At 69.0% G+C, this 16,371-nt stretch carries 14 protein-coding genes; 6 read left to right on the top strand and 8 right to left on the bottom strand.

From position 1 onward, the window contains the following. Positions 1-19: 19 nt before the first annotated feature. Positions 20-559 (top strand): DUF4863 family protein, encoded by a 540-nt coding sequence (locus VARPA_RS24380; RefSeq protein ID WP_013543257.1) that lies wholly within the window; start codon positions 20-22, stop codon positions 557-559. Between the two features lie 10 nt (positions 560-569). Here the strand turns inward: VARPA_RS24380 and gcvA are convergent, their stop codons facing one another. Continuing rightward, positions 570-1,469 carry a transcriptional regulator GcvA gene (gcvA, locus tag VARPA_RS24375; RefSeq protein WP_013543256.1) on the bottom strand — a complete coding sequence of 300 codons (900 nt, stop codon included), beginning with the start codon at positions 1,467-1,469 and terminating at the stop codon, positions 570-572. A gap of 101 nt (positions 1,470-1,570) precedes the next feature. On the opposite strand from gcvA, the gene VARPA_RS24370 reads away from it, so the two are divergent. The 4 genes from VARPA_RS24370 to leuB are packed head-to-tail and all read left to right on the top strand — an operon-like array spanning position 1,571 to position 5,749. Continuing rightward, positions 1,571-2,569 carry a Bug family tripartite tricarboxylate transporter substrate binding protein gene (locus VARPA_RS24370; RefSeq protein WP_013543255.1) on the top strand — a complete coding sequence of 333 codons (999 nt, stop codon included), beginning with the start codon at positions 1,571-1,573 and terminating at the stop codon, positions 2,567-2,569. A gap of 26 nt (positions 2,570-2,595) precedes the next feature. Beyond that, positions 2,596-4,014, top strand: coding sequence for a 3-isopropylmalate dehydratase large subunit (gene leuC / locus VARPA_RS24365; RefSeq protein WP_013543254.1), 1,419 nt, complete (start codon positions 2,596-2,598; stop codon positions 4,012-4,014). A 25-nt stretch (positions 4,015-4,039) separates the two neighbouring features. Further along, positions 4,040-4,645, top strand: coding sequence for a 3-isopropylmalate dehydratase small subunit (gene leuD, locus VARPA_RS24360; RefSeq protein ID WP_013543253.1), 606 nt, complete (start codon positions 4,040-4,042; stop codon positions 4,643-4,645). 24 nt (positions 4,646-4,669) lie between these two features. Next, positions 4,670-5,749: a 3-isopropylmalate dehydrogenase gene (gene leuB, locus VARPA_RS24355; protein ID WP_013543252.1), complete on the top strand. Its 1,080-nt coding sequence runs from the start codon at positions 4,670-4,672 to the stop codon at positions 5,747-5,749. Positions 5,750-5,827: 78 nt separating this feature from the next. Here the strand turns inward: leuB and VARPA_RS24350 are convergent, their stop codons facing one another. Continuing rightward, complete coding sequence (locus tag VARPA_RS24350) at positions 5,828-6,373, bottom strand: MarR family winged helix-turn-helix transcriptional regulator (protein WP_013543251.1); 546 nt, start codon at positions 6,371-6,373, stop codon at positions 5,828-5,830. 124 nt (positions 6,374-6,497) lie between these two features. Here VARPA_RS24350 and VARPA_RS24345 point away from each other — a divergent pair, with 124 nt between their 5' ends. Then, positions 6,498-7,487: a tripartite tricarboxylate transporter substrate-binding protein gene (locus VARPA_RS24345; protein ID WP_013543250.1), complete on the top strand. Its 990-nt coding sequence runs from the start codon at positions 6,498-6,500 to the stop codon at positions 7,485-7,487. Positions 7,488-7,664: 177 nt separating this feature from the next. Here the strand turns inward: VARPA_RS24345 and VARPA_RS24340 are convergent, their stop codons facing one another. The 6 genes from VARPA_RS24340 to yccS all read right to left on the bottom strand — a co-directional run bounded on the left by VARPA_RS24340 (position 7,665) and on the right by yccS (position 16,321). Continuing rightward, the gene (locus VARPA_RS24340; RefSeq protein WP_167330576.1) at positions 7,665-10,790 is read right to left on the bottom strand and encodes an efflux RND transporter permease subunit; all 3,126 of its coding nucleotides are present in this window, start codon (positions 10,788-10,790) and stop codon (positions 7,665-7,667) included. 25 nt (positions 10,791-10,815) lie between these two features. Further along, positions 10,816-11,970: an efflux RND transporter periplasmic adaptor subunit gene (locus VARPA_RS24335; RefSeq protein WP_013543248.1), complete on the bottom strand. Its 1,155-nt coding sequence runs from the start codon at positions 11,968-11,970 to the stop codon at positions 10,816-10,818. Positions 11,971-12,247: 277 nt separating this feature from the next. Beyond that, on the bottom strand, positions 12,248-12,793 hold the full coding sequence (locus VARPA_RS24330; RefSeq protein ID WP_013543247.1) for an Rrf2 family transcriptional regulator: 546 nt from the start codon (positions 12,791-12,793) through the stop codon (positions 12,248-12,250). Between the two features lie 20 nt (positions 12,794-12,813). Then, positions 12,814-13,512, bottom strand: a complete 699-nt coding sequence (locus tag VARPA_RS24325; protein ID WP_013543246.1) for a Bax inhibitor-1/YccA family protein — start codon at positions 13,510-13,512, stop codon at positions 12,814-12,816. Positions 13,513-13,668: 156 nt separating this feature from the next. Continuing rightward, positions 13,669-13,998, bottom strand: a complete 330-nt coding sequence (locus VARPA_RS24320; RefSeq protein WP_013543245.1) for a hypothetical protein — start codon at positions 13,996-13,998, stop codon at positions 13,669-13,671. A gap of 112 nt (positions 13,999-14,110) precedes the next feature. After that, positions 14,111-16,321: a YccS family putative transporter gene (gene yccS, locus VARPA_RS24315; RefSeq protein WP_013543244.1), complete on the bottom strand. Its 2,211-nt coding sequence runs from the start codon at positions 16,319-16,321 to the stop codon at positions 14,111-14,113. Positions 16,322-16,371 lie beyond the last annotated feature (50 nt).

Below are 16,371 nucleotides of genomic sequence, written 5' to 3'. Positions count from 1 at the left end.
AAAAAAGGAAAAACCACCCATGACCGACCAGGAACAACTGATCGAAGCCAGCCTCCCGTTTCTCGCGGAAATCCAGAACATGACCACGGGGACCGAGGTGGAGCAATGGCTCAACGCCACGTATCCACCGGGCTCGCCGCTTTACGACGAGCTGGCCAGGCTGGTGAAGGCCGGCGTGCGCGACGGCTGGGCCGCGAATCTCGAGATTCAGGGACGCAAGTACCGGCGCGCGCGGCTGTGCGATCCATCCGCGCGCACGTTCAACTTCAGCATCACCGCGGTCTACATGGACAGCACCGGCAACACGCAAGGCAACCCCGAAGAGAGCTTTCGCGGCGACTACCACGCGCACCCCTACGGCGAATTCAACATGGTGGTGCCGCTCAATGACGGCGCCGCCCTGGCGGGCCCCAACGGATGGTGCTACGGCGGATGGACCGCGCCCGCGCCGGGGAGCCATCACTATCCGGAGGCGAAGGGCGGCGCGGTCATCGCGCTGTTCTACCTGCCGGCGGGGCGGATCTCCTACGACATGAAGGCGCCGGGCATCTCCTCGTAGCGCAGGTCGCTCAAGCCTCGCTGGTCGCCGCTTCCGCTGCGATCCAGCTCTCGAAATCCCGCACCCGCTGCGGCACCGGCCGGTCTGCGCGCCAGGCCATGAAGTAGCCGCCCTCGGTGGGAACGCGCAGGTCGAAGGGCGCGACCAGCCGGCCGCTGGCGAGATCGTCGCGCACGAAGGCGAGCAGCCCGACCATCACGCCCAGCTCCTCGGCGGCCGCCTGGTAGGCCATGGCGGCGTTCTCGAACTGCAGGCCCCGCCGCGTGTCGATGCCGGGCGCGCCGGCGGCCGCGAGCCAGGTCTGCCAGTCGTTCGGCCGGTTGAGCGAACTGAGCAGCGCCTGGTGCGCGAGGTCGCTCGGCTGCTCGAGCGGCGGTTCGCGCCGCAGCAGCGCCGGCGCGCACACCGGCAGCAGCGTCTCGCGGAACAGCAGCCGGTAGCCCGGACCGACCGGCGGGCTCGGCTCCGAATGGATGCTCACGTCGATGTCGTCGCGGTCGAAGTCGGTCGGCTTGTGCGAAGTGGTGATCTGTACATCGATGCGCGGATGCAGCGCATGAAAGCGCGCGAGCCGCGGAATCAGCCAGCGAATCGCGAAGGTCGGCGGCAGCTTGATGCGGAGCAGCCATTCGTCGGGACTTTGCTGCTGCAACTGGCGGGTGCCGTGCTCGATCTGGTCGAGCGCCACCCGCATGCTCGCGAAATAGCGCTCGCCGGCGGGCGTGAGGCGGATGCCGTGCCGTCCGCGCTCGAAGAGCTGCACACCGAGCCAGTCCTCCAGCGTGGCGATGTGCCGGCTCACGGCGCCCTGCGTCACGAACAGCTCCTGCGCGGCGCGCGTGAAGTTGCCGCAGCGCGCCGCCGCCTCGAAGGCGCGCAGGGCGTTGAGCGGGGGCAGTTTGCGTGTCATGGGGTATGAAGTTTACTCATGCCTGCATGCCTTTATTGTGATTGCGAGGCGGGTGGGTCGAGGCATAGCATGCGCTCATTACAAAGACAGGAGACACCGCCATGACGATGAAGAAACTGCATGCCTGCATGCGTTCTTGCCTGATGACCGCCGTGCTGCTCGGCGCGCACGCCGCGTCGTCGGCCGACGACGCGGCCGTGAAGAACTATCCCTCGCAGCCCATCAAGCTGATGGTGCCGTGGCCCGCCGGCGGCGGCGTGGACACCACCGCGCGCATCGTGTCCGAGCTGCTCGGCCATCGCCTCGGCCAGCCCTTCGTGGTGGACAACCGCGCAGGGGCGGGCGGCAACATCGGCACCGAGCTCGCGGCGCGGCAGAAGCCCGATGGCTACAACCTGCTGATGTCCTCGATCAGCCCGAACGCGGTGAACATCAGCCTGTACACCAAGCTCGGCTTCGATCCGGTGAAGGACTTCGAGCCGATCGTCTACGTCTCGGCCGTGCCCAACATCCTCGTGGTGCCGGCCAACTCGCCGTTCAAGACCGTCAAGGACGTGATCGATGCGGCGCGCGCGAACCCGGGCAAGCTCAACTACGGCTCGGGCGGCATCGGCTCGTCGCAGCACCTGGCTGCCGTGCAGTTCGCCGCGGCCGCGAAGATCGACATCGTGCACGTGCCCTACAAGGGCACCGCGCCGGCCGAGGCCGACCTCGCGGCGGGCCATGTGTCGCTGATGCTCGACACCACCACCTGCCTGCCCTTCATCGCCGGCGGCCGCATGCGCGCGCTGGCCGTGGCATCCAAGATGCGCAACCCCGCGCTGCCCGACGTGCCGACCTTCGACGAGGTGGGCCTCAAGGGCGTCTACGCCTCGTCGTGGTACGGCCTCTCGGCGCCGGCCGGCACGCCGCGTCCCATCATCGACAAGCTCAACGCCGAGGCCAATGCGGTGCTCAAGTCGCCCGAGCTGCACAAGCGCATGGCCGCCTTCGGCGCCGAGGTCGGCGGCGGCACGCCCGAGGACTTCGGGCGCTTCATGGCGAGCGAGACCAGGCGCTATGCGGAGATCGTGCGCATCTCCGGCGTGAAGCTCGACTGATCACTCCTTCATCTCTTTCTTTCCCCATGTCCCTCGCTCCCCGCACCCTCTTCGACAAGATCTGGCAGCCGCACGTGGTGATGCAGCGCGACGACGGCCAGAGCCTGCTGTACGTCGACCGCCACCTGGTGCAGGACGGCTCCGCGCCCGCCTTCGAGATGCTGCGCCAGCGCGGCCTTCCGGTGCGCCGTCCGGACCGCGCCTTCGCCACGCCCGACCACTACGTGCCGACAGGTTCGCGCGCGCTCGCCGACATTGCCGACCCCGAGAAGCGCGCGATGGCCGAGGCGCTGCGGGACGACAGCGCGGCCGCGGGCATCCGCTTCTTCGGCCTCGACGACCTGCGCCAGGGCATCGTGCACGTGGTGGGGCCGGAGCAGGGCCTGAGCCTGCCGGGCAGCGTGATCGTCTGCGGCGACAGCCACACCGCCACGCATGGCGCGCTCGGTGCACTGGCCTTCGGCATCGGTGCCTCTGAAGTGGCGCACGTGCTCGCCACGCAGACGCTGTGGCAGCGCAAGCCCCGCACGCTGCGCGTGACGATCGATGGGCGCTTGTCCGACGGCGTCTCGGCCAAGGACATCATCCTCGCGGTGATCGCGCGGCTCGGCGCCGCGGGCGGCACGGGGCACGTCATCGAGTACGCGGGCGAGGCGATCCGCGCGCTCTCGATGGCCGGGCGCATGACGGTGTGCAACATGTCGATCGAGGCCGGCGCGCGGGCGGGCATGGTGGCGCCCGACGACACCACCTTCGAATGGCTGGCCGGCCGGCCCGAGGCGCCGCAGGGTGCCGCGTGGGACGAGGCGGTCGCGCGCTGGCGCCAGTTGCCCAGCGACGAGGGCGCGGTGTTCGACACCGAACTGCGTCTTTCCGCCGGCGACATCGCGCCGATGGTCACCTGGGGCAACAGCCCCGAGGACGCACTGCCGATCACCGGCCGCGTGCCCGACCCGGCCGAAGCCGCCACCGCCGAGCGCCGCGCATCGATGCAGCGCACGCTCGCCTACATGGGCCTTGAAGCGGGGCAGATGCTCGACGAGGTGGCGGTCGATCGCGTCTTCATCGGCTCGTGCACCAACGGCCGCATCGAGGACATGCGCAGCGCCGCCGAGGTGGTGCGCGGGCGGCGCGTGGCCGAGGGCGTCGAAGCCTGGGTCGTGCCCGGCTCCGGCCTCGTGAAGCAGCAGGCCGAGGCCGAGGGGCTCGATGCCTTGTTCCTGGCGGCGGGCCTGCAGTGGCGCCATGCCGGCTGCTCGATGTGCCTGGGCACCAACGGCGACCAGGTGGCCGCGGGCCAGCGCTGCGCCTCGACCTCCAACCGCAACTTCGTCGGCCGCCAGGGGCCGGGTTCGCGCACGCACCTCATGAGCCCGGCGATGGCCGCGGCCGCCGCCATCACCGGACGGCTGACCGACGTGCGCAGCCTGCTCGCCGCGCACTGACAGACAACACCGAACAGCAACTCCCATGGAAGCCTTCACACGACTCGACGCGCTGGCGGTGCCGCTGGCGCGCGCCAACATCGACACCGACCAGATCGTGCCCGCGCTCTACCTGCAGAAGCCGCGGTCCGACAACTTCGGCGACTATCTTTTCCACGACGTGCGGCACGACGTGCACGGCCGTCGCCGCGACGAATTCGTGCTCAACGCGCCGGTGTATGCCGATGCGCGCATCCTGGTGGCCGGGCCCAACTTCGGCTGCGGCTCATCGCGCGAGCACGCGGTCTGGGCGCTGTACGACGGCGGTTTTCGCGCGGTGATCGCGCCGAGCTTCGGCGACATCTTCTTCAGCAACGCATTGAAGAACGGGCTCTTGCCGGTGCGCCTGCCCCAAGCCGTGGTGCAGCGGATGCTCGACGACCTGCTCGCGGCGCCGGGCACCCGCATGACCGTCGATTTGCGCACGCAGACCGTCACCGGTCCGGGCGGCCGCGTCGAGCCCTTCCACATCGATCCGTTTCCGCGCCAGTGCCTGCTCGAAGGGCTGGACGAGATCGACTACACGCTGGCGCAGCACGCCGCCATCGACGCATTCGAGCAAGGCCGCGCACGCGGCGCGGCTCCTCTTTGAAGCAGTGATCCTGAAAGGTTTGAAATGAAGATTGCAGTGATGCCGGGCGACGGCATTGGCCGCGAGGTCACGGCGCAGGCCGTGAAGGTGCTCAAGGCAGTGGTGGGCCATGGCCAATCGCTCGAACTGGTGGAAGCGGCGATCGGGCAGGCCGGCATCGATGCCGCCGGCGATCCGCTGCCCGCGGCCACGAGCGAGATTGCGCAGAAGGCCGATGCCATCCTGTTCGGCTCGGCGGGCATGCCCGGCGACGAGGAGATCCCGTTCATGATGCGGCCCGGTGCGAGCCTGCTGCGCCTGCGCAAGGAACTGGGCCTCTTCGCCAACTTCCGCCCGGCCTTCCTGTTCCCCGAGCTGATCGGCGCCTCGACCCTCAAGCCCGAGGTGGTCGATGGGCTCGACCTGATGATCCTGCGCGAACTCACCGGCGACGTGTATTTCGGCGAGCCGCGCGGCAGCGGCCTCAATGCCGACGGCGAACGCGAAGCCTTCAACACGATGCGCTATTCGGAACCCGAGGTGGAGCGCATCGCGCACGTCGCATTCCGCACCGCACGCACGCGCGGCCGGAAGCTCTGTTCGGTCGACAAGGCGAACGTGCTCGAGGTGATGCAGCTCTGGCGCGAGGTGGTCACGCGCGTGGGCAAGGAATATCCCGACGTCGAGCTCACGCATCTTTTCGTCGATGCGGCCGCGATGCAGTTGATGCGCGCGCCCAAGCAGTTCGACGTGATCGTCACCGGCAACATCTTCGGCGACATCCTCTCGGACGCCGCCGCGATGCTCACCGGTTCCATCGGCATGCTGCCTTCGGCGTCGATGGCGGCAGGCAGCTTCGGTTTGTACGAGCCGGTGCACGGCACCGCCCCCGACATCGCGGGGAAAAACCTCGCGAATCCGCTGGCCTCGATCCTGTCGATGGCGATGATGCTGCGCTTCTCGTTCGATCAACCCGGCAATGCACAGCGCGTGGAAGGCGCGGTGCGCCGCGTGCTGGCCGACGGTCTGCGCACCGGCGACATCTTCCAGCCGGGCTGCACCCGCGTGGGCACCGAGGAGATGGGCGATGCGGTGGTGGCGGCGCTTGGAAAGGCCGTCGCCTAAGGTCTGAAGCAGCACCAGCACCGGGATGTGCCGGTGCATGAGCAGGCGCGCGAGGCTTCGGGCGCGAACGCGCGCCGCTCAATTGCCGCGCTTGGGCCAGTGGTGGCGCGTGCCGCCCGCGCGGCGGTCGGCCTTTTCGGGCACCACGCCTTGCGCGCTCAGTTCGGTGCCGCGCACTTCGAGCCGCCGCAGGCACTGGAGAAAGATATCGATGTGCGCGGCATCGATGCCTTCGAGCAGTTCGCTGTTGAGGCTTGCGACGCGGGGAAACAGCTCGCCGAAGAGTTGCCGACCCGAAGGGCTCAGGCGCACATGCACTTCGCGGCGGTCCTCGGTGTCCTGGCGGCGCTCGACGAGCTTCTTTTCGGTGAGGCTGCGCAGGCCCCGCGAGGTGCGCACGCGGTCCAGGTCGAGCCGCTGCGCGAGCGCCGAGGGCGTGATTTCGCCGACCTCCGCGAGCGTGCCGATCATTCCCCATTCGCGGCGCGTGATGCCGAAGCCGCCCTCGACCATGCGGGTCACCATGCCGCTGCCGGCGCGCGCCGCACGCGACAGCCGATAGAGCAGCAGGTCGTCCAGGGAACGGGGAGCGCGCAACGCGCCCGCATCGGGAAAAACTGACATGGGGAGATCGCAAGGGTTGTGGCTGCGCCGCCTCGGCGGTCGATGGTGGATTAGATCAACTATTTGTTACCTGCGTATAAACAAAGTAACAGAAACCGGTCTGTCGCCGGAAGCAGGACATCTCGTGGCCATTCTTTTTTCCCGGCGAAAAATCACCGCATGGTGCGTCGCCGCTCTTGCCTCTTTCGCGGCTTGCGGCGCCTTCGTGCCCGCGCATGCGGAAAACCTGGATGCACCGCTCGTGCTCGTCGTCGGCTATGCGCCCGGCGGCAGCACCGACCGCATGGCGCGGCTCATCGCGGAGCGCCTGAGCCCCAAGCTCGGCGTGCCCGTGACGGTCGAGAACCGCCCCGGGGAAGGCGGCCGGCTCGCGGCCAAGCAGATCAAGCGCGCACCCGCCGGCGAGAACGTGCTGATGCTCGGCAACCCCGCGGTGATGGTGGTGGCGCCCCTGGTGTTCAAGGACCTGGGCTACGACCCCGACAAGGACTTCGTGCCGGTCTCCCAGGTCAGCAGCTACGACTTCGCGCTGGCCGTGGGCAACAAGCTGCAGCTCGACCGCGCGATGTTCCTCGTGGGCCGGCTCTGGGCGCATCCGGAAGAAGCGGTCTTCGGCGTTCCGGCCACCGGCAGCCTGCCGCACTTCTTCGGCCTCATGGTGGGCGATGCGCTGAGCGTGCAGCCGCAGATCAAGGGTTACGGCGGCTCGGCGCCGCTCGCGGCCGACCTGAGCGGCGGCTCGCTGCCGATCGCCATCGACACCATGGACTCGCTCTACGCGCAGCACGTGGCCGGCAAGATCCGCATCCTGGCCGTGTCGGGCAAGAAGCGCGCGAGCTTCGCGCCCAACGTGCCGACCTTTCGCGAGGCCGGCATGAAGATCGATGCCGACGGCTGGAACACCTTCTTTGCGCCGAGCACGATGCCGCAGCCGAAGGTGCAACTGCTGGCCACGAAGATCCGCGAAGTCATGCAGGACCCGGGCCTGCAGAAGGCGGCCGATGCGCTCTACATCACGCCGGTCGTGAGCACCGCCGCGGAGACCGCGCAGATGCTCAAGACCTACCGCCAGCAATGGGAGCCGGTGGTGCGCCGCTCGGGCTTCGCGCCCTGATGACCCTCGCCGCAGGCGCGGCGGCGTTCAGCGGCCGGGAATCTCCGGCGGCCTCAGCGGCGGCAGCCGCCTCGCAATGGTTGACGTTCGGATGGCAACTGCCCGGTTTGTCACGCGGTGCCGCCGCAGCCCGGCCGCGCTGAGACCGCGCCGACCTGCGCCGACCTGCGCAGTCGATCAGCCCGCAGGCACCGCCTTCGTCTTCGGCCTGCCCCATCGCGCAGCCGCCCGCTTCACCAGCAGATAGAACAGCGGCACGAAGAAGATCCCCAGCGCCGTCGCCGCGAGCACGCCGCCGAACACGCCGGTGCCGATCGCCGTCTGGCTGCCCGAACCCGCGCCGGTGGCGAGCGCCAGCGGAATCACGCCGGCCAGGAAGGCGAGCGATGTCATCAGGATGGGCCGCAGCCGCAGGCGCGCGCCTTCGGCCACCGCTTCGAGCAGCGGCACGCCGCGCCGCAGCGCCGCTTCCGCGAACTCGATGATCAAAATCGCGTTCTTGGCCGACAGCCCGATGGTCGCGAGCAGGCCGACCTGGAAGTAGATGTCGTTCGACAGCCCCCGCAGCGCCGCCGCGATCACCGCGCCGAGCACGCCCAGCGGAATGACCAGCATCACCGAGAACGGCACCGACCAGCTCTCGTAGAGCGCCGCGAGGCACAGGAACACCACGAGGATCGACAGCGCGAACAGCAGTGGCGCCTGCCCGCCCGACAGGCGCTCCTGGTAGGAGAGCCCGCTCCATGCGTAGCCCGTGCCGCTCTGCTTCTTCGCGACCGTCTCGATGGCGGCCATGGCCGTGCCAGAGCTCATGCCCTGCGCGGCGGCGCCCTGGATCTGCACGGCCGGCACGCCGTTGTAGCGCTCCAGCTGCGAAGCACCCTGGCTCCAGCGCGTGGTGGCGAAGGCGGAGAACGGCGTCATCGCGCCGGTCGCGCCGCGCACAGACCACTGGCGGATGTCTTCCGGCGCCGAGCGGTAGGGTGCATCGGCCTGAACGTACACACGCTTCACGCGACCGCGGTCGATGAAGTCGTTCACGTAGTTGCCGCCCCAGGCCGTGCCCAGTGTGCTGTTCACGTCGTCCAGCGAGAGCCGCAGCGCCGAGGCCTTCAGCTGGTCGATGTCGACCTGCAACTGCGGCGTGTTGGCGATGCTGTTGGCGCGCACGGACTGAAGACGCGTGTCTTTCTTCGCGTCGCGCACGAGCTTCTCGCGCGCCTGCACGAGCCGCGTGGCGCCCATGCCGGAGGTGTCCTGCAGCCAGAACTCGAAGCCGTTGGATTCGCCCAGCCCTTCGATGGGCGGCGGCACCATGCCATGGACCTCGGCGTCGCGCTGTTGCGCCGAGAGCGCGGTGCCGGCGCGTTCGCTGATGGCCTGTGCGCGCTTGCTTGCATCGCGCCGCTCCGACCAGTCCTTGAGCGAGACGAAGGCCATGCCCTGGTTCTGCCCCGAGCCGCTGTAGCTCCAGCCCGAGATCGTGAAGATCGTGTCGGTGGTGTCCTTCTCGGTTTCGAGAAAGTGCTTCTCCACGGCACGGTTCACCGCATCGGTGCGACCGTGCGTGGCGCCCGCCGGCAGCGTCAGCTGCACCATCACGCTGCCCTGGTCTTCCTCGGGCAGGAAGCCGCCGGGCAGGCTGAGATAGAGCGCGCCCATGCCGGCCACGATGGCCAGGTAGATGGCGGCAAAGCGCCAGGGCTTGCCGAGCATGCGGCCCAAGAGCCCGACATAGCGCCCCTGCGCCGCGTCGAATCGGCGGTTGAACGCACCGAGGAAGCCGCGTGTGCGCGGCGCCGTGCCCGCCTTCAGGAAGCGCGCGCACAGAGCGGGAATCAGCACGATGGCGACCACCACCGAGAGCGCCATCGACGCGATGATCGTCACCGAGAACTGCCGGTAGATCACCCCCACCGAGCCGCCGAAGAAGGTCATCGGCAGGAACACCGCCGACACCACCACCGCGATGCCCACCAGCGCGCCGGTGATCTCGCCCATCGACTTGATCGTGGCCGCCTTCGCGTCGAGCCCTTCTTCATGCATCACGCGCTCGACGTTCTCCACCACCACGATCGCGTCGTCCACCAGCAGGCCGATGGCCAGCACCATGCCGAACAGCGTCAGCACGTTGATCGAGTAGCCGAAGGCCGCGAGCACGCCGAAGGTGCCGAGCAGCACCACCGGAACGGTGATCGCGGGAATCACCGTGGCGCGCCAGTTCTGCAAAAACAGGAACATCACGACCACCACCAGCGCGACGGCTTCGAGCAGCGTCTTGATGACCGACTGGATCGAGATTTTCACGAAGCGCGTCGTGTCTTCCGCATAGGCCACGCGCAGGCCCGCGGGCAGCGAGGCCTCGAGTTCGGCGATGCGCGCCTTCACCGCGTTCGCGGTGGTGAGCGCATTGGCGCCCGGCGCCAGCATCACGGCCGAGCCCGCGGCCGGATGGCCGTTCAGGCGCGTGGTTTCGGTGTACGACTCGCTGCCGATCTCCACGCGTGCCACGTCGCCCAGCCGCACCACGGCGCCGTCGGCCTGCGTCTTGAGCACGATGTCGCGGAACTGCTCGGGCGTCTGCAGCCGCGAGAGCGCGGTGACCGTGGCGTTGAGTTGCTGCTTCGCCGACGAGGGCCGCGCGCCGATCTCGCCCACCGACACCTGCGTGTTCTGCGCGGCGATGGCGGCCGTCACGTCCGAGGGCATCAACTGGTAGCTCGCGAGCCGGTGCGGATCGAGCCAGATGCGCATCGCATACGCGGCGCCGAAGGCCTGCACCGAGCCCACGCCGTCCACACGGCTGATCGGGTCGCGCAGGTTGCTGGCCATCCAGTCGGCGATGTCGGTGTCGGTGCGCTGGTCGGTCTGGTCGTAGAGCGCCACGATCAGGAGGAAGTTGTTCTGCGACTTCGCTACCGTCAGGCCCTGCTGCTGCACCGCCTGCGGCAGGCGGCTCGTGGCCTGGCTGACCTTGTTCTGCACCTGCACCTGCGCGGTGTCGGGGTCGATGCCTTGGCGGAAGGTGACGCTGATCTCGGCCCAGCCGGCGGAGCTGCTGGTCGACTTGAAGTACAGCAGGCCGTCGATGCCCTTGAGTTGCTGCTCGATGACCTGCGTGACGCTGGTCTCCAGCGCCTGCGCCGAGGCGCCGGGGTAGTTGGCGGAGACCACGACCGTGGGCGGCGCGATGTCCGGGTACTGCGACACCGGCAGGGTGCGAATGGCCACGCCGCCGGCCAGCATGATGAGGATGGCAATGACCCAGGCGAAGACCGGGCGCTGGATGAAGAAATTCGCGATCACTGCTGTCTGCTTGTCTTGTGTTTCATTCGGCGGCCGTGGTGGCAGCCGTGGCCGCCTCGAGGGACACCGGCACAGGCTTCACCTTCTCGCCGGGGTGCGCGCGCTGCAGGCCGTCGACCACGAGGCGGTCGCCTTCGCGCAGGCCTTTGCTCACGATCCATTGGTCGCCCGACGCGCCGCGCACTTCGAGCGGCCGCAGCTCGACCTTGTCGCCCGCGCCGACCACCAGCGCGGTCGGCTCGCCTTTCTCGTTGCGGCCCACGCCGCGCTGCGGGGCGAGGATGGCGTGGCGCTCCACACCGGCCTCCACCTGTGCGCGCACGTACATGCCGGGCAGCAGCAGCCCTTGCGGGTTCGGAAATTCCGCGCGCAGCGTGACCGAACCCGTCGCGGCATCGACGCCGACCTCGGTGAACTTCAGCATGCCTTCGTGCGGATAGGGCAGGCCGTCTTCCATGCGCAGCGTCACGCGCGTGCTGGCCGGCGCCATGTCGCCCGAGATGAAACGGCGCTTGAGCTTCGTGAGTTCCAGGCTCGACTGGATGACGTCGACGTAGATCGGATCGAGCCGCTGGATCGTCGCCAGCGCCGTCGCCTGCCCCGGCGCGACGAGCGCGCCTTCGGTGATGGCCGAGCGCCCGATGCGCCCCGCGATGGGCGCGGTGATGCGGGTGAATTCGAGGTTGATGCGCGCCGCCTTCACCGCCGCCTGCGCGGCCTTCACGCCTGCCTGGGCCTGCGCCAGCGCGGCCTGGGCCTCGTCGTGCTCCTGCCGGCTGACCGCATTGGCCTTGACGAGCTCGCCATGGCGCTCGGCCTTGCTGCGCAGGCTCGCGATGCCGGCCTGCGCGGTGGCCAGCGAGGCCTCGGCCTGCTCGTGCGCGGCCTCGAAGGGGCCGGGCTCGATCTCGTAGAGCACCTGCCCTGCGCGGACCATGCCGCCTTCCTCGAAGAGGCGCTTGCGCACGATGCCGTTGACCTGCGGACGCACCTCCGACACGCGGAATGCGGCCGTGCGGCCGGCCAGTTCGGTGAGCACCGGCACGTCGCGCGCGTGCAGCGTCACCACGCCGACTTCGCCCGGTGCGTCGGCGGCTGCGGGGGCCGGCTTGCCGCCGCAGGCCGCGAGCGCGAGGGAGGCGAGCAGGGAAAGGGAGAGCAGGAGCTTGGAGGTCATGAGTGTCTGGAATCGCGGTGCGACGCTGTCCGGCGCAGGCCAGGAACCCCCGGTTGCGCATCGATTTCGCACCTTAATGGTGCATTCTGCCTGGGGTGCCGCGGCGCGATACGCCGCATGGCTCGGCTTTCTGTAGAGGCAAGCAAACGAAAAAAAGCCAACGCTGGCACAGCCTTGCGGCTGCCCGGATCGTTGGCGGGGGCGCCGGCGCGGTGGCCGGCGGTCTGGCTATGGGGTACTTCGGCTTCGCCGCTCGCGAGGCGAGGCAGAACTGTAACTAACCGGCGCGTTGCTGGCGCCGGCCCAGTGCGAACACCGAGTTCGGCGCGTCCACGACGAACGGCTTGCGCACCGGCGTGCCGACCACGGTGGTCCGCCTGCTGCCGGCCACGCTGGTGGCGGCCTGCACGCCCTTGGCCTTTTGTTCGTCGACCAGGCTCTGCAGCGAGATCGATTTCAGGAACTCGACCGCCCGCAGGTTGACCGAGGCCCAGAGCTCCTCGACCTCGCAGCGGCCGCTGTCGTCCACATCCGCGCCGGCGCGCCGGCGCGTGGTCTCGTTACCGTGGTCCTCGATGGACAGCACGATGTCCGCCACGCTGATGAGCGCGGCCTTGCGGCTGAGCGAATAGCCGCCGCCCGGACCGCGGGTCGATTCGACCAGATCGTTTCGGCGCAGCTTGGCGAACAGCAGCTCCAGGTACGACAGCGAGACCCGTTGGCGCAGGCTGATCGAGGCCAGCGTGACCGGGCCCGAGCGGCCGTGCAGGGCGATGTCGATCATCGCGGTGACCGCGAAGCGGCCCTTGGTGGTGAGGCGCATGGAAGGCTCCCTTCTTGACGTTACTCGTCCCGGCCGCCGCCCATGCCCAAGAGGGCGAGCAGTGCCTGGAACACGTTGTAGATGCTGAGATAGACGCCCAGCGTGGCGGAGATGTAGTTGGTCTCCAGGCCGTCCTTCACGCGCTTGAGGTCATGCAGGATGAAGGCCGAGAAGATGCCGATGGCGGCGACGGCCAGCGTCATCATCAGCGCGCTCGACTGGATGAAAAAGTTGGCGATGCCCGCCACCAAGAGCAGCACGGCGCCGATGAAGAGCCACTTCCCCATGGCCGACAGGTCGCGCTTGATGACCGACGACAGCGTCGCCATGCCCAGGAAGATCGCGCCGGTGCCGGCGAAGGCCGTCATCACCAGGTTCGCGCCGTTCGAGAGGCCCAGCACCGAGCCCACGAGGCGCGAGAGCATCAGCCCCATGAAGAAGGTGAAGGCCAGCAGCACCGGCACGCCGGCGGCCGAGTTCTTGGTCTTCTCGATGGCGTACATGAAGCCGAAGGCGCCCCCGAGGAACACCATGAGGCCGATGCCCGGGGACATGGCGCGTGCGAGGCCGGTGGTAACGCCGATCCAGGCGCCGAGCACGGTGGGCAACATCGACAGCGCGAGCAGCCAGTAGGTGTTGCGAAGAACGCGGTTGCGTTCCTGGGCCGATGCGATGGGTGCGTCGAAGCCGGGGTGGTAGGTGGGTTGTCCGTTGTTCATTCTGATTCCTTGATCGGGCGTTCCGGCGGTGCGGGAACGCGGTGTGGCACGGGAGAAGCGGTGTGTTCGCGATGCGAGCTCGGTTGCCGGAATGCGGCGACGCGGTCGAATCGAGACAAAGGCAGGAGCCGCAAAGGCTCCAGTCGCGGCGGAGCCTTAGGCGACCAGGGCGGCGGCGCGGGGTGGCCGCTTGGGCCGATCGAGGAGCGGTGAGAGCGCGGGCGTCAGGGCGAGTCCGCGCGGCTGCTCAGAGAGGAAAAGGGGCACGGCCAGGGGATGCCGGGCATCGACCAGTTCGACGTGCTCGGAACCCGCCTCGTCATGGGAGGGGAGTTCGTCCGCCAGGTCCATGGCGTCGCTCACGAATGCATCGGAGAACGACATGCTGGTGGTTGCACAGGTCTGCATGTCGGCGCCCGCATGCGCGTGATGCCCGGCGCCCATCAGGCCCTGCGCGAACACGGCAAGGCCGTAGCAGGACAACATGAGGGTGAGGACAGTAGCGGCGAACCAGCGTGACATGAAGCCGCGATTTTACCCGGCGCAACCTGACCAGCCTCCTGGCGGGTTGTTTCGCCCAGCCAAGCGGTCGGACGTTTCAGGTTTCCAGGGTGGCGGGCGCCGCGTCGTCGCCCGGCTGCAGCCACTCGCGCGCATGGATGCGCAGCGCGTCGATCTGCAGCCAGACCTGGGCCAGTTCGGTGTGGATGGTGCGTTCAGCCGCGCCGGCATCGCCGGCCGGGGCCACGGCCGCCGCGAGGGCCGCGCGGACGGCGGGTTCGTTAGCAGGGTCGTCCCCGATCGCGCCGCCCTGCAACCCGCCGGCCAGCGCATCGAGCGCCGCAGCCGCAGCTTCGGCCGCGTCGCGCAGCACCGCCATGTGCGGCGAATCGGGCAACGCGGCGCGGTGCGCGCCGAGCGCCGACAGATAGCTCAGGAGCGTGTGCGACCGGATAAGAAAGCGCAGCGCGATGCCCGCGCGCGGCCGCACATAGCCCGGCTCGCGGAACATGTCCGACACCGCCGTCGACAGCGCCGCATCGGCGTTGTGGTCGTTGCGCCGCGCGAGGCGGTAGTCGAGGTGGTCGCGCGGCCCCGTGCCGTACTGCTCGACGATCCGGCGCAGATACCCCGCATGGCTGCGCATCGCCGTGGCCGCCAGTTCGTTGATGCGCCGCGCCTGCCAGTGCGGCAGCACCAGCAGCACCGCGAGGCCGGCGATGGCGCTGCCGATGGCGGTGTCGACCAGCCGCGGCACAAGCAGCAAGCCGCTGTCGCCCACCTGGTTGAAGCACATCAGCACCAGCAGCGTCATCGCGGCCGTCGCGAGCAGGTAGCGCGTGGCGCGCGTCGCGAAGAACAGCACGCCCGCCGCCACCGCGATCACCGACTGCACCAGCGGCTGCGGAAAGAGCTGCAACAGCGCCCAGCCCGCAACCACGCCCAGCGCGGTGCCTGCGATGCGCTGGCCCATGCGCGAGATGGTGTCGCCGAAGCTTTGCTGGCACACGAACAGCGTGGTCAGCAGGATCCAGTAGCCCTGCGCGGGATGGATGACGTGCATCACGCTGTAGCCCACGGCAAGCGCAATCGCCAGCCGCAGCGCATGGCGGAACAGCGGCGAGCGCGGCGTGAGCTGCCGCCGCACGCGCTCTACCGCGTCCCGCCACGAACGCGGCGAGCGGTTGAAGAGGCCCATCTCGGTCCGTCCGGCGCGGGCGGATGGCTGGCTTGCTCCAGCGAGTTGCCCGTCGAGCTGCGCGAGGTTGCGCGCCAGCGCTTCCACCGATGCAAGAAGCGCGAGGCGCTCCGGCGTGGTCGCCCGTGCCCGCTCGTGTTCGATGGCGCCGCGCAGGTCGGCCAGCGCCTGCACGGTTTCCTCGCCCACCTCGAAAGGCTCACGCCGCGCGATCGAGCTTGCAAGCCGCTGGCAGGCCAGGCCCTGCAGGCCGAGCACGCGCTGGCAGCGGTAGAGCAGATCGCTGTGGAAGAAGGCGTCGGCCAGCGCGTTGTAGTCGTCGTGCGAGGAGCTTGCGCGCTCGTGCACGTCCTGTGCGATCAGGTAGAGCCCGCGGTAGCGCGAGATGCGACCGGTCGGCGCCCGCGCGCCGATGCGGCGGAAGATGCTTTCCTTCGCGGCGTTCAGCTCGCTCACCACCTCGGCGTTGAGCTGCGCGAGCGAGAGCCGCTTCTGTTCGATGTCGATGCCGCGCAGCGGCTCGAAGAGCGACGCCTTGAAGCGCACGAAGTTGCCGAGCACGGTGAACAGCGTCACCAGCCGCGCCTGCACCGGCTGCGCCGGAAAGGCCGCGCACCAGAGCACCGAGAACACGCCGTACCAAGCGGCACCGGCCAGCAGCAACAAGGATTCGCGCCCCCTGTCGTGGCCGTGCGCGCCCTGGTTCTCGATGCCGAGCGTGGCGTACATCGCGAGGATCAGCGTCGCGTAGGCGATGGCCTTGTAGCGCGCTTCCACCGCGCCCAGCATCGTGAGCCAGAAGGCCGCGAACGCCAGCCCGGCGATGAAGAGCACCGGCCGGCCGAACAGCGTCTCCACCGAGAACGACAGCACCGCGAAGCAGGCGAGCGTCACGAGCTGCGCGCGAAAGCGGCCGCGCCAGCTGTCGTCGGTTTCGGCGAGCGCACTGGCGATGGCGCCAAGGAACAAGGGGATCACCGCATCGGTGTGGCCGGTGTAGCTGCACACCGCCATCAGGCTGCCAAGGGTGAGAAGAATGCGCAGCGGCTGCGCGCGGGAGGCAAAGGAACGCAGGCGCTGGCGCAGCGCATCGGAAGACAGGGGGAGCATGGCTGCGATCTTGCACGATGCATGCCACGAGGCCGCGAACGTCCAGGCCG

The organism is Variovorax paradoxus EPS (genome assembly GCF_000184745.1).
Classification (GTDB): Bacteria; Pseudomonadota; Gammaproteobacteria; order Burkholderiales; family Burkholderiaceae_C; genus Variovorax; species Variovorax paradoxus_C.
This window is presented reverse-complemented; position numbering and strand designations above follow the sequence as displayed.

Coding starts and splice junctions, on each gene's coding strand:
- leuB (WP_013543252.1), top strand. CDS start 4,670: ATGAAGATTGCAGTGATGCCGGGCGACGGCATTGGCCGCGAGGTCACG.
- leuD (WP_013543253.1), top strand. CDS start 4,040: ATGGAAGCCTTCACACGACTCGACGCGCTGGCGGTGCCGCTGGCGCGC.
- gcvA (WP_013543256.1), bottom strand. CDS start 1,469: ATGACACGCAAACTGCCCCCGCTCAACGCCCTGCGCGCCTTCGAGGCG.
- VARPA_RS24335 (WP_013543248.1), bottom strand. CDS start 11,970: ATGACCTCCAAGCTCCTGCTCTCCCTTTCCCTGCTCGCCTCCCTCGCG.
- VARPA_RS24380 (WP_013543257.1), top strand. CDS start 20: ATGACCGACCAGGAACAACTGATCGAAGCCAGCCTCCCGTTTCTCGCG.
- VARPA_RS24350 (WP_013543251.1), bottom strand. CDS start 6,373: ATGTCAGTTTTTCCCGATGCGGGCGCGTTGCGCGCTCCCCGTTCCCTG.
- leuC (WP_013543254.1), top strand. CDS start 2,596: ATGTCCCTCGCTCCCCGCACCCTCTTCGACAAGATCTGGCAGCCGCAC.
- VARPA_RS24325 (WP_013543246.1), bottom strand. CDS start 13,512: ATGAACAACGGACAACCCACCTACCACCCCGGCTTCGACGCACCCATC.
- VARPA_RS24370 (WP_013543255.1), top strand. CDS start 1,571: ATGACGATGAAGAAACTGCATGCCTGCATGCGTTCTTGCCTGATGACC.
- VARPA_RS24320 (WP_013543245.1), bottom strand. CDS start 13,998: ATGTTGTCCTGCTACGGCCTTGCCGTGTTCGCGCAGGGCCTGATGGGC.
- yccS (WP_013543244.1), bottom strand. CDS start 16,321: ATGCTCCCCCTGTCTTCCGATGCGCTGCGCCAGCGCCTGCGTTCCTTT.
- VARPA_RS24330 (WP_013543247.1), bottom strand. CDS start 12,793: ATGCGCCTCACCACCAAGGGCCGCTTCGCGGTCACCGCGATGATCGAC.